Consider the following 23801-nt stretch of genomic DNA (forward strand, 5'->3'; position numbering starts at 1 on the left):
CGGCGCGGCACCCAAAGCGCTGCCGGCTGACGCTAGGGTCAGTGGGCATGGCCCCTCGGACACTCGCTGACCGCTATCGGCTGCTCGAGCCGATCGGCCACGGCGGCATGGGCACCGTGTGGCGCGCGGAGGACGGACTGCTGCACCGCCCCGTCGCGATCAAGGAAGTGCGCGTCGCGCCTGATCTGGAGGCCGATACGCGCGATGAGCTGCTCGCCCGGACCATGCGCGAGGCCCGCATCTGCGCCGGGCTGAGCACGCATCCGGGCATCGTCACCATCCACGATGTCATCCAGGAGGGCGAGCGCCCCTGGATCGTCCTGGAACTGGTCTCCGGGCGCGGCCTCGACCGGGTCGTGGCCGAGGAGGGGCCCCTCTCGCCGCGGCGCACCGCCGAGATCGGCCGCCAGCTCTTCGCCGCGCTCGACGCGGCCCACCAGGGCGGCGTGGTGCACCGCGACGTCAAGCCCGCCAACGTAATGCTGCTGCCCGACGGGCGTGCGATGCTCTCCGACTTCGGCATCGCGGCCTCCGACTCCGAGGACAAGCTGACGCTGACGGGCCGGCTGCCCGGCTCCCCCGGCTACGTCTCGCCCGAGCGCCTGCGCACCAACACCATGTCCCCTGCGGCCGACGTGTGGTCGCTGGGGGCGACACTGTACTTCGCGGTCGAGGGCCGCACGGCCTTCGAGCGCACGACCAGCGCCGCCCGGCTGACCGCGCCGCTGGAGGGTCCCCCCGACCCTCCGCAGCGCGCCGGCGCGCTGCGGCCGGTCCTCAACGGGATGCTGCAACCCGATCCCGAGCACCGCCTGGGCGGTTCCGCACTGGACGCGGCGCTGGCGCGGGTGGTCGACAGCTCGGGCACCGACGACCCCACCCCGACCCAGCTCGACGTCTCGGGCGGCCTGCCGGCCGGGGGCGGCTCCTTTGCCGGGCGCCGCTCCGCGGCCGCCGGACCGGTTCGAGCGGCGGCGGCCCCCGTCGCGGGAATGCCCCAGGCGGGCCTGCCCGCCCTCAGCCGGCGCAGCTGGATCCGGCTGCTGGTGTCGGTGGCGATCGGCCTGACCAGCCTGATCCTGGCGCCCCTGCTGGTGGAGTACCTGGCCAGCGTGCTCATCGAGGGTTAGGGCGCGTTCCAGGGGTCCCGGTCCTACCGCGCGGCGCCGCCGCACCCGGGCCGCTTACGGGGCCGGGAAACCCTAGACTCAAGGCACTCCTCGCACCGGCCCCCGGGCCCTCCGGGTGCGGCCGGCCTCTGAACCGACCACTTCCCGACCAGACGAAACCGGAGCCATGGCCAAGACAGTCGCTACGCACATAGTCAACGGTGTCCGCGGCGCCCTGATCGGCACGGCCGAAGCGGTGCCCGGAGTCAGCGGCGGCACCATCGCGCTGATCGTGGGCATCTACGAAACGCTCATCACCTCGGCGGGCCACGTCGTCAGCGCAGTGCGCATGGGGGCCGTGGACGTGGTCAAGGGGCGGGGGCTGCGGCGCGCCGGCACCGAGGCCGCCAAGGCCGACTGGGCAGCTGTGATCGCCGTCCTGATCGGCATGGTCTGCGCCGTCGTGCTGGCGGCGTCGTTCCTGGCTCCGTTGGTCGAGCGGGAGGAGCAGCGCGCGTTCGGGTTCTTCTTCGGGCTGGTGCTGGCCTCGCTGATCGTGCCCTACACGGCCTCCGGCCGCCCGTGGCGGGCCCGGCACTACCTGGTGGCGCTGGCCGCCGCCGCTGTCGCGTTCGTGCTGACCGGGATGCCGCCCGCCCACATCGACCCGCACCCGCTGATCGTCATGGCCTCGGCCGCCGTGGCCATCTGCGCCCTGGTGCTCCCCGGCGTCTCGGGGTCGTTCATCCTGCTGACCCTGGGCCTCTACACCTCGACGATGGGGGCCGTCCACGACCGCGACTTCGGCTACCTCGGCATCTTCCTCATCGGCGCGGTCATCGGGCTGTCGTTCTTCGTGAAGCTGCTGCAGACGCTGCTGGAGCGCCACCACCAGATCACGCTGGTGGTGCTCACCGGACTGCTGGCGGGCTCGTTGCGGGCGCTGTGGCCCTGGCAGCAGGAGGACCGCACCATGCTGGCCCCCGAAGGGGACGTCCCGGTGACCGTGGCGCTCGCGGTGGCGGGCTTCGCCCTGGTCGCCGGGGTGATGCTGGTGGAACGGCTCCTGCGCGGCCGCCAGGACCCGGCCGAGCAGGCCGGCGGAGGCGACTCGGTTCCGGCGGGCGGCCCGACCCGGCAGGGGTGAGTGCGCTCACCGCACAGTCTCCGGTACGTCGTGACCCGTTCGGGGCCGTTTCGCCATGGACGCGGAATATGGAGGAGCGCCCCGGCGGGTACGAGGATCAGTGAGGGCGCGGTCGGTCGGCCGTGCCCTCGACCGCCCTACGCCGGTCCGCACTACGCGGCACCACCCGGCGCCCTGGGGCGGCCCGCGCACCCGACCGGCCCGCGGCAGCGAAGGAACGCACGTGAGGACCTGCAACATCCTGTCCATCGCCGGCAGCGACCCCAGCGGCGGTGCCGGCATCCAGGCGGATCTGAAGACGTTCTCTGCTCTCGGCGGCTACGGCATGGCCGTCGTCACCGCGCTGACGGCCCAATCGACCGCGGGTGTGGCGGGCGTGCAGGAGGTCCCGGCGGAGTTCGTCGGCAGCCAGCTCGAAACGCTGCTGAACGACGCCCGGGTGGACGCGGTGAAGATCGGCATGCTCGCCAACACCGGCGTGATCCGTGCGGTGGTCAAGGCGCTGGACGCCTACGAGCTGCCTTGCGTGGTGCTGGATCCGGTGATGGTGGCCAAGAGCGGCGACCGGCTGCTGTCGCCCGACGCGATCGACGCCGTGCGCACCGAGCTGGTGCCGCGCGCCGACCTCATCACCCCCAACCTGCCCGAGGCCGCCGAGCTGCTGGGAGAGAACGAGCGCCACGACCTCTCCTCCATGCGGGAGCAGGCCGAGCGACTGGTGGAGCTGGGTGCTACGCGCGTGCTGCTCAAGGGAGGCCATCTCAGCGGGCAGAGCAGCACCGACCTGCTGGTGACCCCCGACGGCCTGACCGAGACGTTCTCGGCCGAGCGCATCGCCACCCGCAACACCCACGGCACGGGCTGCACGCTGTCCTCGGCGATCGCGACGCTGCGCCCCCAGCGGCGCAACTTCTCCGAGGCGGTGCGCGAGGCGAAGGACTACCTCACCGAGGCGCTGCGCCACGCCGACGAGCTGGACGCGGGCCGCGGCAAGGGTCCGGTGCACCATTTCCACCGCTTGTGGGCCGCAGGCGAGCGCGCCTGAGCCGGTCGGCCGCATACATCCGCCACGCGCGCTTCGGGGCAGGCCCCTGCGGGGGAACCGCCCGCCGGCCCCCGCCACCCGGACAGGCCCGACCGCGACGGTGACCGGCACCATGCGTTCCGGCGGTTCCCCGTGTCCCGGGCCGCGCAGCGGGTCTCCCGGAAGGTCCCGGCCGATGCCCCTCGCCCGTGGTCCGCGCCCGAACCTGTCGAACGCGAATGGGCGCGGCCGGATTCGCACCCCACGACCGGGAAAACCATCACTCCGTGCCTGTTCGATCACGAAACGTGGTTTTTCGGTGCCCTATTGTCCGACGTCCCGTTCTGTCCCTATTTTCCCCTTGACCTGTGCATGCGCGGCGTACTTGTATCAGCACTCATGGTGCGGTGATCAGGATCACAGGAAGGCTGGTATCCCCGGCCGCCCCCGACGGGCCGGGGTCCCCCCAGGGAGAGGAGTCGCGGTATGGCGCGGCGGCAAGGCGTGCGGAAGTACCTGACGGGCACGGGCGCACTACTGGCGAGCGGCGTGCTGCTCAGCGGATGCGGGCTCGCGTCCGGCCCCACGGACGAGGGTGAGGTGACGCTGCGGCTCTCCCACCAGTGGCCCGCTGCGGAGGACGGCGAGGGCGACTTCCGCGCCGTGCTCGCACAGCGCTTCGCCGACGAGGTGGAGAGCCGCACCGACGGCGACGTCACGGTCAAGCTCCACCCGAACAACTCGCTGATCGAGGACCCCACCGAGCAGTACAGCGCCATCCGCGACCAGACGCTGGACATGTCGGTGTATCCCCTGGACTACGCCGCCGGCGACGTCCCCCAGCTCAGCGTCACGCTGATGCCGGCGATGGTGCGCAGCCACGCCCAGGCGCAGAAGTGGGCCGAGAGCGAGATCGGCGACCGCATCTCGAAGATCACCGAGGAGAACGGCGTCCGCATCCTGACCTGGGTGTGGAACGCCGGGGCCATCGGGACCGCCGGCTCCGAGCCCATCCTCGCCCCCGAGGACGTGCCTTCCGGCAGCGTCACCCGCGCCGCCGGTCCCCGGGTCGAGGAGATGCTGGAAGGGGTGGGCTTCGGCCTGTCCAGCATGCCTTCCTCCGACATCTACAACGCCCTGCAGACCGGGACGCTCGACAGCGCGATCACCTCCACGTCGTCGTTCAGCTCCTACCGGCTCTACGAGCAGGTCGAGACCTTCACCTCGCCGACCGGCGGCAACACCTTCTGGTTCATGTTCGAGCCGCTCATCATCGGCACCGACGCCTACAACAAGCTCACCGACGAGCAGCAGCAGATCGTCGACCAGGTCGGGGCCGATCTCCAGGAGTTCGCCTACACCGCCTCCCAGGAGGACGACCAGCGGGTGCACGACGAGTTCGCGGAGAACGGCGTCGAGGTCGTCGAGATGTCGGACTCCGACTTCGAGCAGTGGCGCAAGGCCTCCCAGCCGGCCTGGGACAGCTTCGCCGAAGAGGTCGACGGCGGCCAGGAGCTGCTCGACCTCGCTGAGAGCGTCCCCGCGGAGTAGGACCCCTTACCCACGGAACCGTTGCGCCGGAGGCCGGCGGGCCCCGGCGTGTCAGAAGGAGATTCGTGCCTAGATCCCGCTTTCTCCGCGGCGCCGACCGGCTGTCCGGGGCCGCCGGCTACGTCAGCGGCGCTCTGATCCTCGTGGCGATGCTGGTGATCTGCTACGGCGTCGCCCTGCGCTACCTGTTCGGCATGTCGACGATCTGGCAGACCGAGCTGTCCATCTACCTGCTGATGTTCGCCGCCTTCGTCGGCGGGGCCTACGGGCTCCGCCACGGCGACCACGTCCGCATCGACCTTGTGGTGAAGCTCCTCCCGGGCCGGGTGCAGATCGGCGTGCGCCTGCTCGCCGCCGTCCTGGGCCTGCTCCTGGCCCTCACCGTCGCCGTGGTGAGCGGCTTCATGTGGTGGGAGGCCGTGCAGAGCGGCGCGCGTTCGGGTACGGCGTGGAACCCGCCGCTGGCCTACCCCTACGCGATCCTCCCGGCGGGCATGGCGCTGATCGGACTGCAGTACCTCGCCGTCGTGTCCGGACTGTTCCAGGCGCTGCGCAGGGGCGAGCTCGGCGACTCCCCGCCGGATCAGCCCGCCGAGTCCGTGGAAGGAGGGCCGGGGCATTGAGCGGCCTGCTCATCGGAGCCATCGTCGGCGCCATCCTGCTGGTGCTGCTGGCCCTGGGCGTTCCCGTGGCCTTCGCGCTCGGGCTCACCGCGCTGCTGTCGGTCGTGCTGTTCCTCACTCCGGCGCAGTTCGGCTTCTTCGGCAACTTCGTCTTCGACTCGCTCAACAGCTTCGCGCTACTGGCCATCCCGCTGTTCATCCTGATGGGAGCGGTCTTCGGGCGGTCCAAGGCCAGTGAGGACCTGCTGGAGGCCGCGCATATGTGGTTCGGCCGGATCCGCGGCGGGTTGGCGATGAGCGCCGTGGTGGCGTGCGCCATGTTCGCCGCGCTGACCGGGTCGAGCCCCGCCACCTCCGCCGCGATCGGCAAGATCGCGATCCCGGAGATGGTGCGGCGCGGTTACCCCAACGACGTCGCCACGGGCGCGATCGTGGCGGGGGGCACCCTCGGGATCCTCATCCCGCCCAGCGTCACCCTGATCCTGTACGGGATCTCCACTGAGCAGTCCATCGGTCAGCTGTTCCTCGGCGGTGTCGTCCCCGGCATTCTGATCACCCTGCTGTTCTGCGTGTGGATCTTCGTCGCGCTCACCCTCAGACGCGCCCGCACCGGCGTCCCGGTGGTTCCGGCCGCCGTCCGCGCCGGCAGCGGCGGCGGGGACGGCGACGGAGACGTGCCCGCCGGTACCGAGAAGGCCCCTCGGCCGATCGCCGACGCCGAGCGGTACTCGTGGGGGGACCGGCTGCGCAAGCTCGCCAAGGTGCTGCCGTTCCTGGCGCTCATCGTGTGCGTGCTCGCCGCGATGTACCTGGGCATCGCCACCCCGAGCGAGGCGGCCGCGGTCGGAGCCCTGGCGGCGTTCGTCCTCGTCGCCGTCTTCTACCGGTCGCTGGGCTGGCGGAGCATCCGCGACGTCGGGTTGGAGGCGACGCGTACCGGCACCATGATCCTGATGATCGTGGCGTTCTCCGCGGTACTGGGCCAGGTGCTCAGCTTCCTGGGGGTGCCGCAGGACCTCGCCGAGGTCGTCGCCGGGCTCGACGTCAACCGCTGGGTGATCTTCCTGGCGATGAACGCGATCTTCCTGGTCCTGGGATTCTTCATCCCTCCGGTCGCGATCATCCTGATCACCATGCCGGTGCTGTTCCCCATCGTGACCGAGCTCGGTTTCGACCCGGTCTGGTTCGGCGTGGTGATGACCCTCAACATGGAGATGGGCCTGATCACGCCCCCCGTAGGGCTGAACCTGTACGTGGTCCAGGGGATCGCGCCGCGGATCCCGCTGCAGAACATCCTCACGGGGGCGCTGCCCTATGTCGGTGTTCTCGCACTGGCCATCGTCATCCTGTGCCTGTTCCCCGAGCTCGTGACCTGGCTGCCGAACCGGATGTTGGGCGGCTAGCCGGGCGGGCTCCGGCCGCGAAGAGGGGGTGCTTCGCCGCTGCGGCGGAGCACCCCCTCTTTTCGCGTGCGGCGGCGGGGCCGGCGGCGTTCACCGCGCCCCGCCGCGCGCTGTCAGGCGTCGTAGACCTTGGGCATCGGCGCCTCGGGGTCCTTCCAGTTCGGGTTGTCGAAGTACCGCCGGGTCTCTGCGGCGACCACACCGGACAGCAGCAGCAGTCCGACGAGGTTGGGCAGGGCCATCAGGCCGTTGGCGACGTCGCTGAAGGTCCAGATGAGGTCCAGCGGCACCGTCGCGCCCACGTACACGACCGCAACGAAGACGATGCGGAAGGGCAGCACGCCCTTGCGCCCGACGAGGAAGTCGATGCAGCGCTCACCGTAGTAGGACCAGCCCACGATGGTGGTGAAGGCGAAGACCGCCACGGCCAGGGCGACGCCGTAGGTGCCCACCGGCGCCAGGGCGGGCGACAGCGTCGACAGCCCCTCGGAGAGCGCCTGGGAGGTCAGCAGCGAGCCGTCCGCGGCGTCCTCGGCCCTCCAGGCGCCGGTGACGATGATGACCATGCAGGTCATCGTGACGACGATGATGGTGTCGATGAAGGTCTGGGTCATCGACACCATGCCCTGGCGCACCGGCTGGTCGGTCTTGGCCGCGGCGGCGGCGATGCCGCCGGTGCCCAGCCCGGACTCGTTGGAGAAGATGCCGCGTGCCACGCCCTGCTGGATGGCGAACAGCAGCGCCGAGCCGAGCAGGCCGCCGGAGGCCGAGGCGCCGGTGAAGGCCTCGGTGAAGACCAGCGCGAGGGCGCCGGGCAGGTCGCCGATGTGGATGACCAGCACCAGCAGGGTCAGGGCGATGTAGAGCACGACCATGAGGGGCACCACCGCGGCGGCGAACCGGCCGATGCTCTTGATGCCGCCGATGATGACGGCGCCGGCGAGGATGACCAGGACGATGCCCGTGACCGGCGTGGGCACGTTCCACACGTCGCCCAGCTGCTGGGAGACGGTGTTGGCCTGGGTGCCGTTGCCGATGCCGAAGGAGGCGATGGCGCCGAAGATCGCGAACGCCCCGCCCAGCATCAGGCCCAGCCCGCCGGGAAGGCCGCGGCGCAGGTAGAACATGGGCCCGCCGCTCTGCTCGCCGTGAGCGTCCTTGCGGCGGTACTTCACACCCAGCACGGCCTCGCTGTACTTGGTGGCCATGCCGACGAGGCCGACCACCCACATCCAGAACAGCGCGCCGGGGCCGCCGACACCGATCGCCAGCGCGGCACCGGCGATGTTGCCCACGCCCACCGTGGCCGCCAGAGCCGTGCTCAGCGCCTGGTAGTGGGAGATGTCGCCCTCGACCGAGTGGTGCTCCTTGCGGCGGATCAGCGCCAGCCACAGGGCGTGGAACAGCACCCGGAACTGCAGCAGCCGCAGCCGTACCGTCAGGAAGATGCCGGTGAAGAGCAAGAGGGGGATGAGGACGAACGGTCCCCACACCACGCTGGATATCTCACCGAGGATGTCCTCGAGTGCGGTCATGGACGACTCCCTGTCGTTCGGATCCGGGATTCCTGCCTACCGGTGCCTGCCTGCGTCGTGTGCGGCGCGGCCGGTCGGCAGCGAGGCGCGGCGCGTGGGTGCAGACGTGAGCCGGCGCAAGGATAGGGTCACACCGTCTCGTCACGCCTGAATCACGGTTCATCCACACACAGGTTGCGCCTGCGCCCGTTCTGACTTTTGTGACCTGCGTGTTTCAGGCGTCGCCCGCGTCGTCGGTGGCCTGTTCGAGAGCCAGCGCCGACACCGCTGCGGCCGCCGCGGCGGGATCGGCGCCCCGGCCCACCGCGATGCCGAGAAGGTAGGTGGTCACCGGCGCGGCGGGGCGCGCCACCGAGTGCGCCGCGTCCTTGGCGAGGTCGAGGATGCGGTCGACGTCGGCCTTGCCTATCTCGTCGGAGAGCTCCAGCTCGGCGCAGACTTCCTGCGCCCATTCGACCAGTGTCATCGCGGCTCCTTCGCCGACGGGATGGGAAGCGACAGGGGCCGATCATACGGGCGCGGGCGGGTGCGGCGCAGGAGCGCAGGGGCCGCCCGCCGCGAGGGTGTCGCGTACTGGGCGGCGCGGCGTCGACGGGGCGTCCGCCTGCGGTCCGCGCGGGTTCACACGGCGTGCCTAGCGTGTCGCACAGGAGCAGTCGCGACGAACGGGAGAGCCGCATGCGCCCGCTGCCTTCATCCCCCCGATCCCCGTCCCCCGGTCCGGCCGTCGCCCCCGCTTCGGCCGGCCTTTCCGAGCCGGAAGGCGACCGCCCGCTGCGCGTGGCGATCGTGACCGAGTCGTTCCTGCCGCAGGTGAACGGTGTCACCAACTCCGTGTGCCGGGTGGCCGAGCACCTGCGCGCCCGCGGCCACGAGGCGCTCATCGTGGCGCCCGGGGCCGGGCCGGACTCCTACGCCGGCTTCCCGGTGGTACGGCTGCCGAGCGTGCCGCTGCCGATCTACCGCTCGTTCTCGCTGGGGCTGCCGTCGCGCCGGATGCTGTCGGCGGTCCTGCGGGCGTTCGCGCCCGATGTGGTGCATCTGGCCTCACCGGCGCTGCTGGGCGGCGCGGCCGTGGACGCCGCCCGCCCGCTGGCGCTGCCCACGGTGGCCGTCTACCAGACCGACCTGCCCGGCTTCGCCGGGCGCTACGGAGTGCCGGGGGCGGAGGCGCTGTGGCCGCTGCTGCGCCAGGTGCACGCGGCCGTGGACCGGACTCTGGTGCCCTCCTCGGCCACGCGGGCCGCCCTGGCCGAGCGCGGGTTCCCCCGGCTGAGCCTGTGGCGGCGCGGCGTGGACGCCGAACGGTTCCACCCGCGCCACCGCGACGCCGGGCTGCGCCGCCGCCTGGCGCCCGGCGGAGAGGTCCTCGTCGGCTACGTCGGCCGGCTGTCCAAGGACAAGCGCGTGGACCTGCTCACCCATACGGCGCGGCTGCGCGGCGCCCGGCTGGTGGTGGTCGGCGACGGCCCCGAGCGGGCACGGCTGCGCCGCAGGCTTCCCTCCGCGGTGTTCACCGGCCAGCGCACGGGCGAGGAGCTGTCGCGCCTGTACGCGTCGCTGGACGTGTTCGTGCACACCGGGGCCGACGAAACGTTCTGCCAGGCGGTGCAGGAGGCGCTGGCCTCGGGGGTGCCGGTGGCGGCTCCTGCCGCGGGCGGTCCGCTGGACCTGGTCGAGCCGGAGGTCAACGGGGTGCTCTACGGCCCGGAGTCGGTGCGCGAGCTGCGGGTGGCGCTGGGGCGGCTGATCCGCAATCCGGCGCTGCGGGACCGCTTGAGCGCGGCCGCACGCCCGTCCGTCGAGGCGCGGACCTGGGATTCCGTCGGCGATCAGCTGCTCGGGCACTACCGCTCGGTGATCGGTCCCCAGGCCGCATCAGCGCCCCGTGTTGCGCTGCGCGGCTGAATCGGGGTTACGCTGGCCCGCGGCGGGGTGCGGACTCGGCCCTTCCGCAACGACCGGTGCTCCGCTCCCCGCCGACCACCCTGCCGCCGCGGCCCCGGACCATCCGCGCGTCCGGGGTCGCCGCGCGGCCGGTGTCAGTCGGCGCTCGTGCGCACGGCGACCGCGTCGGGCGCGCCGTCGGCGGCGTCGCCGGGCCCCACCTGCTCCAGGACCTCGCTGAGCCGGTCGAGGTGATCGGCGATCCAGGGCAGGTCGAGCGGGTCGTCGGACTCCAGCGCGGTGGCGCGCTGATCGTCGGTCTCTCCGTAGAGCTGGCTCGTGGCCACGCGCATGCGCAGCGCGTCCGGGCTGTCGCCGAACTCCGAACCCGGCAGGACGCCCAACCCGTAGTCCTCCAGCAGCAGCGCGGTCAGCTCCGCTCCGGTCGTCACACCGTGCTCGCGGGCGAGGTGGCCGCGCCAGGCCTCCAGGTCGGGGTAGGAGTAGAAGGCCGCCTGCGGCGCGGCCGCCATGGCCCCGGCCTTGGCGAACCGGTCGGCGGCGGCGCGGGCGACGACGCCGTGCAGGTGCGCGCTGCGGCGGATGTGCGCGGTGAGTTCGGGGGGCTCGGTGAAGGCGTAGGCGCCGGCCTGCTGAATGGGCGCGGCCGGGCTGGACCAGATCTCGCTGGCGACTCCGAGCAGGCCGGCGCGCAGGGAGCGGCCGCGGCCGCTGTCGGGCAGCCGGACGACACCCAGGCGCCAGCCGCCCAGCGCGAGGTTCTTGCTGAGTCCGGTGGAGACCACGGTGCGCTCGGGCGCGTACTCGGCGGCGCTGCGTGCCTGCGCGGCGTCGTCGTGCACCAGGTCGCGGTAGATCTCGTCGGAGATGACGACGAGGTCGAGCTCGCGGGCGGTCTCGGCGAGGCGGCGCACGGTGGCGTCGGAGGCGAGCGTGCCGGTGGGGTTGTCGGGGGCGGTGATGATGACCGAGCGGACGTCGCGGCCGCGGGCGCGGGCCCGACGCACCTCCGCGGCCAGCAGGTCGGGCTGGGGCACGCCGCCTTGGGTCGGGGCGGTGGGGATCTGGAGGCACTCGAACCCGGCGAGCTGGACCTGGGCGGCGTAGCTGACCCAGCTGGGAGCCGCGGTGGCGGTGTCGCCGCCGATGGCCAGCAGCAGGCTGTACAGCAGCGGCTTGCTGCCGGGACCGGCGACGACGAGGTCGGGGTCGGTGGGCAGACCGCGGCGCTGCCAGTATCCCGCGGCGGCGTCGCGCAGCTCGGCGACGCCGGCGACCGGCCCGTAGGCGTTGTTGCCACCCCCCGCGACGAGGGCCTCGCGCATAGCGGGGTGCACGGGTAATCCCGCTTCACCGAAGCCCAAGGGGAGGACGGGAAGCCCGCGGCGCCGCCTTTCGGCCAGTGCCTCGTTCACGGCGAGGGTCGCGGACAGGGTGACAGCCATGGAGAGATCAGCTCCGCAGGTCGACGAACGTGCATCCGGGGGTGCGTGTGGTCGCACCTTCCTCGCCGTTAAGACTGCCCACTCCACCCCATCAGGACAAGCGAGTCTTTTCGATGGTAAGAGTAAGATGTACTTATGCTTGATGTTCGGCGGCTGCAGATCCTGAAGGAATTCGCTGATCGGGGGACCATCGCGGGCACGGCCGAGGCTCTGGGGTACACCGCCTCGGCGGTCTCGCAGCAGCTGTCGGCGTTGGAGCGCGAGGCGGGCACACATCTGCTGGACCGCACCGCGCGCAGCGCCGAGCTGACCGACGGCGGCCGTCTGCTGGTCGAGCACGCCGAGCAGATCCTGGCCATGGTCGAGGCCGCCGAGTCGGTGCTGGCCCAGCGGGCCGGCGCCGTGGTGGGGCCGGTCACCGTCACCGCCTTCCCCACCGCGGCGGTGGCTCTGGCACCGCTGCTGGCTCAGCGCCTGCGCCAGCAGGAGGGACTGCAGCTGGTGCTGCGCCAGAGCGTGGGCGCAGCCGGTGTGCGCCAGGTTTCCTCGGCCGAGGTGGACATCGCGGTGATCGACGACTGGTCGGGACGCCCGCCCGACAACGGAACCGGAAAGCTGCGCCACGTGCACCTGCTGCACGACCCGCTGGTGCTGGCGCTGCCGGCCGACCACCCGCTGGCGGACAGGGACCGCCCGGTCGAGCTGCACCGGCTGCTCAAGGAGGCCTGGATCCACGCGCCGCGGGGCGAGCCCTCGCGGGAGGGCACCGACCGGCTCTTCGCGAGTGTGGGCGGTGCGCCCTCCACCGCCTGGGAGTTCCAGGGCCAGGGCACCATCCTGAACCTGGTGGCGCGCGGGATCGGGATCGCGGCGGTGCCTGCGCTCGCGCTGGCGGCGGGCACCTCGGGCCTGGCCTTCCGACTGCTGCCGCAGGCTCCGGCACGCGACGCCTACGCGGTGGTGCGGGCCACACGGATGCGCCGTCCGGCCATCGAACTGACGCTGCAGGCGCTGCGCCGGTCCGCCGCCGAGGTCCAGGCGATGCTCGACGAGGAGCTGCGCGGCGCGAGCGAGGGGTGAGGGGCGCAGGCACACGGTCGGGACCCAATGAAGCGCCCGGGGCGCGTCGGGCACCGCGCGCCGGAGGCGCCGCTTCGCCCGCTCCCGCTCGGGACGCCGCGGAGTCCGCCTCCGGGCGGAGAGGGCCCGCCGAACGGGCCTTACTCTCCGGCCCAGCTCTCGAAGGGGCGGATCCGGCGCTGCAAGCGCTGCAGGCGCCGCTGGAGCCGCCGCGAGACGTGGCGGGCGCGGTCGCGCCGCTCACGGGCGAGCCAGAAGCGCTCGAAGGCCTCGATGCGCTTCCGGCGGAGCTCCTCAAGCTGCTCCTCGGCCTCCTCGACCTGGCGCTGGAGGTCACCGTGGGCACGCTCCAACTCGACGAGCGCGGACTCGCACTCGTCGGCTTCGCGCTGAACCCGCCGAAGCCGGCAGAGCACACCGTGGATGTGCGCTGCCCCGTTCGGCCGACTCGTCCCAACGAACCACACACCCGGAGAACTATCCGCCGACGGCGCCGGTATCACCGATATGTGGTGCAAAGAATACGGAAAGTCACCGACGCCGCCAAACCGCGGGGTTGCCCATATTCGCCCCGATGGCACGTTTTGCACGCATTTTCAAAAGTGCGGCGCTTTGCCGGGTTTCGCGGCGCCGGCTCCGTCCGCGGCCATCGGGCCGCCGCGCTCAGGCGGCGATCACCGGGCGGCGCAGCCGGGACCGCGGGCCCTGCAGCGGCGTGCGGGAGCGGCGCAGCCCCGCGAAGTGGCGCGGCCGCACCTCGCCGTAGACCTCGACGAACCGGTCCAGCGAGCGCCGGTGGTCGTGGCGGCAGGCGACCTCGCGGCTGGCCGCCCCCATCTCGGCGCGCGCCCGCTCGGGCTCCAGGACCGCAAGCAGATGCCCGGCCAGTTCCTCGACGTCGCCGGACGTGTACAGGTAGCCGTTGCGGCCGTGCGCGACCAGGTGCGGCAGCGCCAGCGCGTCGGCCGCCACCACCGGCAGCCCGGTCGACATGGCTTCCAGCGTCGCGATGCTCTGCAGCTCGGCGACGCTGCCGATGGCGAACATGTCGGCGGCGACGTAGACCTGCGGCAGGTCGGCGTCGGGCACGAAACCGAGGAAGTGCACCCGATCGGCCACGCCGAGCTCGGCGGCAAGCTGCCGCAGCTCCTGCTCGCGCTGGCCGACGCCGACCAGGGCCAGCTGCGCGTCGCGCCGCTCCAGCACCCGCGGCAGCGCCCGGATCAGCTCGTCGATGCGCTTCTCCTCGTCGAGCCGGCCGACGAAGGCGATCGTGTCCCGGTCGGGCAGGCCGAATCGCTCGCGCGCGGCGGCGCGCTCGGCCGGACGCGGGTGGAAGCGCTCCAGGTCGATGCCGCAGGAAACCGCCTCGACCGCCCGGCTGAACCCCTTTTCGGCGAGCAGCGCGGCCGCGCGCTCGGTGGGCGTGGTGACGAAGTCGGCCTGATAGGCCACCCGCACCATGTCGCGCCAGGCCAGCGCCCCCGCCATGCCGTGCAGGCGCTCGGGGACGTGGGCGTGGCCGAACAGGTTGTCCGGCATGAAGTGGTTGGTCAGCACCACCGGGATCCCGGCCGACCGGGCCCGGCGGATCGCCGTCCGGCTGGTGGTGAAGTGGCTCTGGGCGTGCACGACGTGGGGGTCGAGCCGCTCGATCAGCCGGTCCAGGTGACCGCCGATGCCCGCCGGCAGCGTGGTGCGCATCGTCTCGTGCACCAGCACCGGCACCGAACGCAGCTTGTGCATGGTCACGCCGGAGCGGACCTCGATGCCCGGCTCGCCGGTGGGAGAGGCGCAGACGACGTGCACGTCGTGCCCGCGCGCGGCCAGGCCGGTGGCCAGGCGGTGGGTGAAGTAGGCGGCGCCGTTGACGTCGGGCGGGTACGTGTCGCCCGCGATGAGGACGCGCAGCCGGTCGTGCCCGCCGTCGTCCTCCCGGGCGCCGGTGCGCACGCGGGGGCGTTGGGTCACGGTGGTCATCGGGACTCTCCTGAGGTTGTCGTCTGTCGGGTGCCCGAGGAAGCGGGATCGGGCTCGGTCGCGTGCGGAGCGGCTGCGGCCCCGCCGGAGCCGCCCGCCTCGGGATTGCGGTTGCGTGCCAGGGCCAGCACGACGGTGCCGCCGATCGCCAGCAGCGCCGCGCCCGCGGCCAGCGCCTGGTCCAGCGGTGTGGCGGGCAGGCCCTCGCCCAGCATCAGCGCGCCGATGCCCGCCCCGACGACGGGATCGACCACCAGCAGCGTCGCGTAGGCGGCGGCGAAATGGCCGGTGCGGTAGGCGTTCTGCTGGAACAGCCCGCCCAGGAGGGCGATCGCCACGCACAGCGGCGTCAGCCACGTGAGCACCGCGGTCCAGTCGGCGGCCGCGTTGGCGCCCACCACGCGGGCCAGCGCCGAGGTGGTACCCAGGGCCGCGCCGCCCACGGTGGCCAGCAGCAGTACCCGCGGGCCGGGCGGCATCCAGTGGGCCGCCGCGTAGGCCGCTCCGCCGAGCACCGCGATAGCGCCGGTCAGGGCCAGCCCGGTGCCCGAGGACATCTGCGGCGTCTGAGCGGCGTGCGGGAACAGCAGCAGCAGTCCGGTCAGTCCCGCCATCACGGCCGCGCCCGCGACGATCTCGTTGGGCCGCACCCGGCGGCGGTTGAACAGCGCGGACAGCACGATGGCGAACACCAGCCCGCTGACACCGATGGGCTGGATGATCGTCAGCGGCGCACCGCTGAGCGCGATCAGGTGCAGGACGACGCCCGCGCCGGCGCCGGCGGTACCCATCAGCCATCGGGGGCGCCGCGCCAGATGCACCAGAAAGCCCGCCGGCGCCACGCTGCGGCCGGGCGCCCGCACGGCGTCGCGCTCCTGCAGCGCCGAGCCGAGAGCCATGCAGAATGCGCCCGCGAGGGCGATGAGCACGGACGATATGATCACGTTCGCTCGGCCTCCCCTCGTCGTCGACGGCAACTGCGGCGCCGTTCGGATACCTCTGGGCTCCTAGCGACAAGCCAAGTACATACGCCGCGGTCGATCGATGCTGTCACCACCCGAATCGGGGTAGTGCCTCCCTTACCACATCACCGGGGTGCGCACTCCCGCGCCCGCCGGTGCGCGGCCGCAGCCTGCCTGCGACCTGGATATCCACTCGATCTGTCCTGGCCCCGGCAAGCCAGGGAACCGGAGGAAACATCCGGTCAAGAGTCGGTGGACGCGCTCCCCATACCCGGCCGCTACCCGCAATGGAGGGCCGTCACGTCCGAAACATGCGACGCGGCGTGACGGGGGTCTGGGCGCCACGCCCCGGGAACCGGACGGCACGATCGGGAGTCGCCGAGGAGGTCGGCCCGTGAACGGTGAGAGCGCGCCCCGACTCGACTCCGTCGATGCCGCGATCGTGCGCGAACTGCGCGCCGGCGGCAGGATGCCCTTCGAAACCCTGGCCGGCCGCGTGGGATGGGGTGCAGCCTCTGCGTGGCGGCCGCGGGTGGCCCCCACTCCGCCGGGTCGGCGAGGGCGGTCTCATCGGTCGCCGGGCGCGTTTCCCGCGCCGAGGGGGCTCGTGGGGGCACTTTCGATGCGGATGCGGCAGATGGCACGGAAACGAATCGGACAAAGCGATCCCTGGCGCCCGTAGGAGCACCGCCGGCGCGCCGTTCATGCGGAATGCCGCTTCGAGCGGCACCGACACCCGTCCGACCGCGTGTTTCGCCAACTGTGTCCGGGATTCAGAGACTCCCTGGAGTCCCCCGGCACCTACGAGACCGCGCCACGTCACACCCGAAAAGCCCGAACACGGCATTGTGCGAATGTCGCCGCGAACCGGGTATACGCGGCGCCGCACAGGTCGGACAATTCGGACGAACCACCGTACCGCAATTCCGTGTCGCGAAACGCGAGCACGGAAGTCGCGGTCCAGGACTTACCGATGCGGCATTCGGCGTACAACGTCGGCAACGGAGCCGCCGACGGCGCCGATATGCCCGGAACGCCCCACCGGGGCGCCGTCTCGGCGGCCGATAAGCCGGCGCAGGCGGGACCGGCTTCTGCAGACCTCCGCCATCCGGCGCCCCCGCCGCATCGTCGGGTGTCCGATCCTCCGCCTTCCACAACCGATCCACGCCGACCCCGGCCGTCCGCTGCCTGCGCTGACCCGCCGAACGCACACCCCGGCGCCGACCGACGCCCTCCCCGGCCACCCCCCTCGCCGAGGTGGTATCGCAACCCGGCGCCCGCGGCGCCGAAGGACGGCGTGCCCAACTCCCCGCCGCCGGGAAGTGCCATCATGATCGAATTCCGCCGCGATCCTCCGATTCGGCCGCTCCTCGTGAACCGATCACGATTTCCGCACCGCACCTATCCCCGCGGACCACCCCCTGTCCCCCTCCTCGCCTTTTCCCCCGCCCCGCACTCCCGCGCAGCGGCGTCGCTCCACCTCAGCGGAATGATCACCCGGATTCCGCCCTCCCCTCTCGCGGTATGCCGCCCCACGGCCGGTGAACACTCGCAGAAAATTCCATGAAAGGCCTCGCTTACGTCCACGCGGGAGGCGGGAATCGCGTCCACTTAGAGAGCGGCGGAACACCCGGACCGTGCGACGAAACCCGCTCAGCACGCGGCCGCGGGTTCGGCCGCCCCAGGCCCGCCGACGACCACGGTCTCGAAGGAGATCAGCATGCGTTTCTACCTGGCGCTCAGCTCTGCCGCACCCGATGAGGCCGCGCCCGTCCCCGAGCATGTCGTGGCGGCCGCGCGCACTCTGGCGCACCGGGTGCTCCCCGTGCCGGCCGACACCCTGCGCCACGAATCGTGGATCGCTCCCCGCCGCAACGTCGCCCTGCTGGCCTGGACCAACGAACCCGAGCTCGATCGGCTGCCGGACCCGCTGGTGCCCGCCCACGGCGACGGCGGCGAAGGCGTCCTCGGATACAGCGGCTACCTGGTCGACCCCGCCGACGTGAAACCGATCCTCGAACTCGGCGGCGCCGACCCCGGACCGCTGGTCGACCGGACGGGCGGGGCCTTCGGCGTCTTCCGCGCCACGCCCGCGGGCGTCGACGCCGTCACCACCATCACCCGCAACGACCCCGTCTACTTCACCGAGCGGGCGCGGCTGCACGTCGTGGGCAATCGCGCCGCGCTGGTCCACTTGGTCGCCCGCGCGGCCGAGGAGGGCCCCGACGCGCCGATGCCGCCCGCCCCGGAGTACGACATCCCGCCGATGCAGGCGCTGGTGCGCCACGGCTTCTACCTGACCGACCACACGCCCTTCCGCGGAACCACCACGCTGACCGAGTGCAGCACGCTGCGCATCCGCGACGGCGTCGCGCGCACACTCAACCGCGCACTGCCCGAGCCCCAGCCCGCGCCCAACGGCTCGGAGGCGCGGCGCAAGCGGGTGAAGGCGTTGGCCGAGGCCCTGATGGAGTCGGTCGAACCCGTGCGCCAACACGGCGAGGCCGTCTCGCTGTCGCTTACCGGCGGCCGCGACAGCCGGCTGGTGGCGGCGATGCTGCACGCGGCCGGGATCCCGTTCCGTGCGACCACCCGCGGCTTCGAGGACCATCCCGACGTCATCCTGGCCCGGCGGATCTGTGAACAGCTGGGCGTGAGCGACCACCGGGTGAGTGCACCCGAGCGCGACGGCGACGAAGCCGTGCTCGTCGAGCACCCGCTCCCGCGCACGACGCGCCTGCTGCGCATGACCGAGGGGATGAACTCGGCGTTCGAGAACGTCATCTCCCCCACCGGGTTTCTTTTCGAGGCCCGGCTTTCGGGTTCGGGCGGCGAGGCGCTGCGCGGCGGCTGGCTCAACGATCAGCAGAGTCTGGACCGCGATTCGCTGCTGAAGAAGTTCGACACCATCACCCGCGCACAGACCCCGCTGATGACCCCACAGGCCAAGGCCGAGGGAGACCGGCTCTACGCCGCCTACACCGAGGAGTTCTCCGACCCGGCCGTGGGCCTGGACCGGATGTTCCTGCGTTTCCGAAGCGGGCGCTGGCTGCCCGGATCACGCACCGCCACGCTCATCGGCTACTGCATGTACCACCCGTTCCTGGACCACCGGGTGCGCTGGGAGGCGATGAGCCTGTCGCCCCGCTGGCGCTGGTCGGAGGACGTGGTCTTCCAGCTGCTGAAGCACCTGGCCCCGAAGCTCGCGCGGCTGCCCGTGGCCGACCGCGCCTGGCGCTTCGACCAGCGGCGCATCCTCAACCCGCTGGAGCGCCGGGCCCGGGGCCGGCGCCACGCGCTCAAGGCCCGCACGGCCGCGGGCGGGTTCGACTGGCGGCGCAAGCTCGGCCCCGACTACGTCGCGCCGATGCGCGAGCGGATCCTGGACACTCCCGAACTGTTCGACCTGGTGGACAAGGACCGCATCGAGGCGCTCCTGAACCAGGACCCCGTCTCGCGGCCGCAGCAGGTCTGGCACCTCTACTCGATGGCTGTGCTGCTGTCCGACGAGTGGCTGGCGCCCACCCCGCCCCCTGGCGAGCACCGCGAGCGCATCCGCGTCCCCATCCGGTAGGCGCGGTCCTGCGGGCGGCGGCGCGTACGGCCGGAACCGGCCGCGGCTATGTCCTCCGCGGCCGGGCCCCGCCGGTGCTTGGAGCCATAGGGCCATGGCACCATGGTGCGACTATTGGTCTAGACCGGATGGGAGCGCCTTCCGTGCCCGCTGACTCGCTGGTGCCGCGACCGGCCGAACTGTCGACCGGCGACTACGACGGCCTCGTGCTGACCCCTTCGACGAGGATCGACGCCGATCATGCGGCCCGCGGCACCGAGGCCTGGCTGCGGACCGAACTGGGGGCCGCCACCGGCCTGCCGCTGCAGCGCGGGGACGGCCAGAACGCGCAGATCCGGCTGAGCGTGGACCCGGCGGCGGGTCTGGGCAGCGAGGGGTACCGGCTCATCGTCGACGGCGAGGGCGCGCTGGTGGTCGGCCACGACCCCGCGGGCGCCTTCTACGGCGCCCAGACCCTGCGTCAGCTGCTGCCCGCGGCCGCCTACCGCCGCGCGCCGGTGGACTCCGCGGCGCGGTGGACGCTGCCCAGTGTGCGCATCACCGACCGGCCGCGGTTCGGCTGGCGCGGATGCATGCTCGACGTGGCGCGGCACTTCATGCCCAAGCACGACGTGCTCCGGTTCATCGACCTGCTGGCGATGCACAAGCTCAACGTGCTGCACCTGCACCTGACCGAGGACCAGGGCTGGCGCCTGGAGATCAAGCGCTATCCCCGCCTGACCGAGGTCGCCTCCTGGCGCACGGAGAGCCAGGTCGGCGCCGGCAGCCCGCCGGTCTTCGACGGCCGCCCCCACGGCGGCTTCTACACCCAGGACGACATCCGCGAGATCGTGGCCTACGCCGCCGCGCGGCACATCACCGTGGTGCCGGAGATCGACGTCCCCGGCCACTCCCAGGCCGCGATCGCCGCCTATCCCGAGCTGGGCGAGGGCGAGCCGGTCGGCGTGGCGCGGCACTGGGGCATCATCGACAACGTCCTCAACGTCACCGACGCCACGCTGGAGTTCTACCGCAACGTCTTCGACGAGGTCCTGGAGCTGTTCCCGAGCACCTACGTCTGCGTGGGCGGCGACGAGTGCCCCAAGGAGCAGTGGCGCCGCAGCGAGACCGCGCAGTGGCGCATCCGCGAGGAAGGGCTCGCCGACGAGGGGGAGCTGCAGAGCTGGTTCATCCGCCGGTTCGACACCTACCTCGCCGAGCGCGGCCGGCGCCTGCTGGGCTGGGACGAGATCCTGGAGGGGGGCCTGGCGCCGGGCGCCACGGTGATGTCCTGGCGCGGCACCGAGGGCGGCATCGCCGCCGCGAAGGCGGGCCACGACGTGGTGATGTGCCCGACCGACACCTCTTACCTGGACTACCGCCAGTCCGAGGGCGACGACGAGCCCATCCCCGTAGGCACCGTGCTGACTGCGGCCGACGTTTACACGGCCGAGCCGGTGCCGGCCGAGTTGGCGGAGGCCGGGGCCGAGCGGGTACTGGGCGCCCAGGTCAACATCTGGAGCGAGCACCTCGACAGCCCGCGTTCCGTCGACTACATGGCCTTCCCCCGCCTGTCGGCCTTCGCCGAGGCGGCGTGGTCTGAGGGAGCGCGGGACTACGCGGAGTTCCAGCCCCGCCTGGAGCGACACCTGCTGCGCCTGGACGCGTGCGGCGTGGAGTACCGCCCGCTTTCGGGACCGCACCCCTGGCAGCGCCGCCCGGGAGTGACCGGCCGGCCCCGGTAGGGAGCGTTCGGCGGCGCGCCGGCGACCGGGCGCCGGCCCGCCGCCCCTTGCGCCCGGCGCACTCGTTCGGACCGGACCGCCGCCGTGCGCCCGCTCCCCGACCGAACGGCCCACGGCGGCGGTCCCGACGCGCGGGATCAGGCGGCCGGGGCCGCGCCCGCCGCCTCCTCGGCGATCACCTGGCGGGCGACGTCGGGGCGGTCGGTGATGATTCCGTCGACGCCGTGGGCGATGGCGGTGCGCATGTCGCCGGGGTCGTTGACCGTGTAGGTGTGCACCTGCATGCCGGCGTCGTGCACGGCGTCCACGTAGTCGGCGCTGATCGCTTCGTGGTCGGGGTTGATCTGGTCGGCCCAGCGTGCGTAGTCGCCGATCTCCTCCTCGGGGACCGTGCCCAGCAGTCCGTGGGGCACACGCGGCAGCAGGTCGTGGGAGCGGCGCATGGACTCCCGGTCGAAGCTCTGAATCACCAGCCGGGGCCACCGCCACGACGGCCGAGGGGCGAACCAGGCCGGGCGGTCGCGCAGGGCGGAGGCGACGTCGGCCTCGATGCCCGGGTACAGCTCGGGCGACTTGATCTCCAGCAGCAGGTTCAGCCGATGGCGGTGCAGGCGCGCAAGTGCCTCGTCCAGCGTCGGCACCGGCTCGCCGGCGAATTCGGCGCCGAACCACGCCCCGGCGTCGAGCCGCCGCAGCTCGGCGAGGGTGAAGTCGGCGACGGCGTAGGACTCGCGGTCGGGGAAGACCTCTTCGGCGTCGGTCGTGCGCTCCAGACTCGTGTCGTGGATGATCACGAGTTCACCGTCGGCGCTGCGCTGCACATCCAGCTCCACGGTGGTGGCGTCGAGGCGCTGCGCGGCCTCGACAGCCGCCAGCGTGTTCTCCGGCGCGTAGGCCGAGGCGCCGCGGTGGGCGACGTCGAGCACGGCCGGCACGCGGCGCTTGTCGGGGCCGCCGCCCTGGGCGGGGTCGGCGGAGGGGCGGCCGGAGGCCGATTCGGGGGTGGGGGACGCGGGGGACGCGGGGGACGCGGGGGACGCGGGGGACGCGGTCACGGCCGCGGCGGTGCCGCCACTGCCCGCCAAGGCCAGCGCCAGGGCCGCCGCCGCGAGCCCGAACCGTCGGAACATGTCACTCCCTCGGTCAGAGGTGCATCACTGACCGTCCAAGCCTGGACTCGGAGGGTGTCGGCCGGGTTGCGGCGAAGCGATCCCGCCGTGCCGCGCCCGCGAACCCTTCTGCGGACGGCCGGGCCCGCAACGGAGGCCGTCGACGGCCGTGCGCACATGGTCGCGCACACTTCGTGCACACAGGGGGAGGACATACCGAGGCGGACGGACCGCAGCGCGGGTCCGTCCGCCTCGATCGGGTGATTGCGGGCCGCTCTAGGCGTTTCCTGTCGTGTTCATCTGCATGGGGTGGGCCATCCGGATGCCGGCCTGGTCGAAATCGCGCTTGAGGTGGCCGCGCAGTTCGCGGTCCAGGGCCCACTGCTCGCCGGGCTTGGTCTTGGCCATGACGCGGAAGACCACGGCGCCGTTGGCGATGCCGACCACGCCCTCGGCGGTGGGGCGCTCCAGGAGCTGGTCGGCCGGGCCGGGCAGCTCGGCGAAGGCGTCCAGGCTGCGCTCGATGACCTCGGTGGCGTGCGCGACGTCCACACGGGCGTCCAAGGGGATCTCGACGACGGCGCGCGCCCAGCCCTGGTTCATATTGCACACGCGCACGATCTCGCCGTTGCGCACGTACCACAGACCGCCGCTGAGGTCGCGGATCTTGGTCACCCGCAGGCTGACCTCCTCTACGGTGCCCACGGCGTCGCCCACGTCCACGACGTCGCCGACGCCGTACTGGTCCTCGATCAGCATGAACACGCCGGAGAGAAAGTCCTGCACGAGGCTCTGCGCGCCGAAGCCGATGGCGAGGCCGAGCACGCCCGCGCTCAACAGGATGGGGCCGAGGTTGATGCCCAGCTCGCCCAGGATCATGACGATCGCGCTGCCGAGGATCACCACGGAGGCCACACTGCGCAGCACCGAGCTGATCGTCTCGGCCCGCTGCTCCTGCCTCGCGTTCTTGTTCCCGGTGGCCTTGGCCAGGACCCCGTTGGCCAGCTTGCCGTTGCCGAGGCGCTGATGGGAGGCCGCCATCCGCTTGATCGCCCGGTCGATGAGGCGCCCTGCCACGGCCCTGACGATCAGGGCGATGATCAGGACCAGCACGATCTGGATCGCACCGGAGATGAAGGCTCCGGAGCGCTCCGCGAACCACTCCACCATGGGTCCGCTCTGGTCCAGCGCCTGCGCCATGAGGACAGGAGGCCCGTCCACCGGGAGCGTCGCCCCCGCGTGCGCTGTGTGGTCTCCTGCCATGCGTTCTCCTTCGGTCAGCGGGATTCGAGGGGTGCCCGCCGCGCCGGCGGCGCATGGAAGGGCCGCTCGCAGTGGTCGGTGAGGGAACGGGCCAGGCGCCGGCGGGCGGGCCGCAGATGTCCTCGGCCATAGTGCCATAAGGCCATCCACCAGCCAAAAGAACGTCACGAACCGGCAATAACCATCCGTCCGGGCCGATTGTCGCGTGTTCGCCGCGCGCGCCCACGGCCGGACCGTGTCCGGAACCTCCGCTGCGGGGGTCGTGTGTGTCGAATCCGGCACCCGACACGCCCATCGACACATTGTGAGCGGATGGTTACGCAATGTGCGATTTTATGGAGTGGTGGCATGCAGGGTTCACGCA

19 protein-coding genes are annotated in these 23801 nt (G+C 72.2%); 11 read left to right on the top strand and 8 right to left on the bottom strand.

The window, feature by feature from the left end; all coding sequences use genetic code 11:
- The first annotated feature begins 47 nt into the window (after nucleotides 1-47).
- The 6 genes from LP52_RS03170 to LP52_RS03195 all read left to right on the top strand — a co-directional run bounded on the left by LP52_RS03170 (nucleotide 48) and on the right by LP52_RS03195 (nucleotide 6857).
- On the top strand, nucleotides 48-1130 hold the full coding sequence (locus tag LP52_RS03170; protein ID WP_052809371.1) for a serine/threonine-protein kinase: 1083 nt from the start codon (nucleotides 48-50) through the stop codon (nucleotides 1128-1130).
- 166 nt (nucleotides 1131-1296) lie between these two features.
- Complete coding sequence (locus LP52_RS03175) at nucleotides 1297-2256, top strand: DUF368 domain-containing protein (RefSeq protein WP_052809372.1); 960 nt, start codon at nucleotides 1297-1299, stop codon at nucleotides 2254-2256.
- Nucleotides 2257-2479: 223 nt separating this feature from the next.
- Entirely contained in the window at nucleotides 2480-3301 is an 822-nt protein-coding gene (gene thiD, locus LP52_RS03180) for a bifunctional hydroxymethylpyrimidine kinase/phosphomethylpyrimidine kinase (RefSeq protein ID WP_040270621.1), read from the top strand.
- Between the two features lie 465 nt (nucleotides 3302-3766).
- Nucleotides 3767-4831, top strand: a complete 1065-nt coding sequence (gene dctP / locus LP52_RS03185; RefSeq protein WP_157036174.1) for a TRAP transporter substrate-binding protein DctP — start codon at nucleotides 3767-3769, stop codon at nucleotides 4829-4831.
- A 65-nt stretch (nucleotides 4832-4896) separates the two neighbouring features.
- Nucleotides 4897-5454: a TRAP transporter small permease subunit gene (locus tag LP52_RS03190; protein WP_052809373.1), complete on the top strand. Its 558-nt coding sequence runs from the start codon at nucleotides 4897-4899 to the stop codon at nucleotides 5452-5454.
- Nucleotides 5451-6857 carry a TRAP transporter large permease gene (locus LP52_RS03195; RefSeq protein WP_040270622.1) on the top strand — a complete coding sequence of 469 codons (1407 nt, stop codon included), beginning with the start codon at nucleotides 5451-5453 and terminating at the stop codon, nucleotides 6855-6857. Before LP52_RS03190 ends, LP52_RS03195 begins: the two co-directional genes overlap by 4 nt.
- Before the next feature lie 113 nt (nucleotides 6858-6970).
- On the opposite strand, the gene LP52_RS03200 is transcribed toward LP52_RS03195, so the two are convergent.
- Together LP52_RS03200 and LP52_RS03205 are read right to left on the bottom strand one after the other, a co-directional pair.
- Complete coding sequence (locus LP52_RS03200; protein ID WP_040270624.1) at nucleotides 6971-8392, bottom strand: alanine/glycine:cation symporter family protein; 1422 nt, start codon at nucleotides 8390-8392, stop codon at nucleotides 6971-6973.
- Between the two features lie 214 nt (nucleotides 8393-8606).
- Nucleotides 8607-8858 (bottom strand): DUF6457 domain-containing protein, encoded by a 252-nt coding sequence (locus LP52_RS03205; protein WP_040270626.1) that lies wholly within the window; start codon nucleotides 8856-8858, stop codon nucleotides 8607-8609.
- A gap of 314 nt (nucleotides 8859-9172) precedes the next feature.
- Between LP52_RS03205 and LP52_RS03210 the strand changes: the two genes are divergently transcribed.
- Nucleotides 9173-10300 (top strand): glycosyltransferase family 4 protein, encoded by a 1128-nt coding sequence (locus tag LP52_RS03210; RefSeq protein WP_238580708.1) that lies wholly within the window; start codon nucleotides 9173-9175, stop codon nucleotides 10298-10300.
- A gap of 134 nt (nucleotides 10301-10434) precedes the next feature.
- Here LP52_RS03210 and LP52_RS03215 read toward each other — a convergent pair whose 3' ends face one another.
- Entirely contained in the window at nucleotides 10435-11745 is a 1311-nt protein-coding gene (locus LP52_RS03215; protein ID WP_040270627.1) for a pyridoxal phosphate-dependent aminotransferase, read from the bottom strand.
- 135 nt (nucleotides 11746-11880) lie between these two features.
- Between LP52_RS03215 and LP52_RS03220 the strand changes: the two genes are divergently transcribed.
- Nucleotides 11881-12825 (top strand): LysR family transcriptional regulator, encoded by a 945-nt coding sequence (locus tag LP52_RS03220; protein WP_040270629.1) that lies wholly within the window; start codon nucleotides 11881-11883, stop codon nucleotides 12823-12825.
- Between the two features lie 140 nt (nucleotides 12826-12965).
- Here the strand turns inward: LP52_RS03220 and LP52_RS03225 are convergent, their stop codons facing one another.
- From LP52_RS03225 to LP52_RS03235, 3 genes are all read right to left on the bottom strand, one after another.
- Complete coding sequence (locus tag LP52_RS03225; RefSeq protein WP_238580709.1) at nucleotides 12966-13241, bottom strand: hypothetical protein; 276 nt, start codon at nucleotides 13239-13241, stop codon at nucleotides 12966-12968.
- Nucleotides 13242-13488: 247 nt separating this feature from the next.
- Entirely contained in the window at nucleotides 13489-14805 is a 1317-nt protein-coding gene (locus LP52_RS03230; RefSeq protein ID WP_084722836.1) for a glycosyltransferase, read from the bottom strand.
- The gene (locus LP52_RS03235; RefSeq protein WP_394298177.1) at nucleotides 14802-15746 is read right to left on the bottom strand and encodes a DMT family transporter; all 945 of its coding nucleotides are present in this window, start codon (nucleotides 15744-15746) and stop codon (nucleotides 14802-14804) included. The genes LP52_RS03230 and LP52_RS03235 overlap by 4 nt, the downstream gene beginning before the upstream one ends.
- A gap of 415 nt (nucleotides 15747-16161) precedes the next feature.
- On the opposite strand from LP52_RS03235, the gene LP52_RS26080 reads away from it, so the two are divergent.
- From LP52_RS26080 to LP52_RS03245, 3 genes are all read left to right on the top strand, one after another.
- Nucleotides 16162-16449: an AsnC family protein gene (locus tag LP52_RS26080; RefSeq protein WP_084722837.1), complete on the top strand. Its 288-nt coding sequence runs from the start codon at nucleotides 16162-16164 to the stop codon at nucleotides 16447-16449.
- A 1038-nt stretch (nucleotides 16450-17487) separates the two neighbouring features.
- Nucleotides 17488-19341, top strand: a complete 1854-nt coding sequence (locus tag LP52_RS03240) for an asparagine synthase-related protein (protein ID WP_040270634.1) — start codon at nucleotides 17488-17490, stop codon at nucleotides 19339-19341.
- A gap of 128 nt (nucleotides 19342-19469) precedes the next feature.
- Nucleotides 19470-21065, top strand: a complete 1596-nt coding sequence (locus LP52_RS03245; RefSeq protein ID WP_157036175.1) for a beta-N-acetylhexosaminidase — start codon at nucleotides 19470-19472, stop codon at nucleotides 21063-21065.
- Between the two features lie 137 nt (nucleotides 21066-21202).
- Here LP52_RS03245 and LP52_RS03250 read toward each other — a convergent pair whose 3' ends face one another.
- Both LP52_RS03250 and LP52_RS03255 read right to left on the bottom strand, forming a co-directional pair.
- Entirely contained in the window at nucleotides 21203-22195 is a 993-nt protein-coding gene (locus tag LP52_RS03250; protein ID WP_040270638.1) for a glycerophosphodiester phosphodiesterase, read from the bottom strand.
- A 255-nt stretch (nucleotides 22196-22450) separates the two neighbouring features.
- Entirely contained in the window at nucleotides 22451-23437 is a 987-nt protein-coding gene (locus LP52_RS03255; RefSeq protein ID WP_238580710.1) for a mechanosensitive ion channel family protein, read from the bottom strand.
- Nucleotides 23438-23801 lie beyond the last annotated feature (364 nt).

Source organism: Streptomonospora alba (assembly GCF_000826685.1).
GTDB lineage: Bacteria > Actinomycetota > Actinomycetes > Streptosporangiales > Streptosporangiaceae > Streptomonospora > Streptomonospora alba.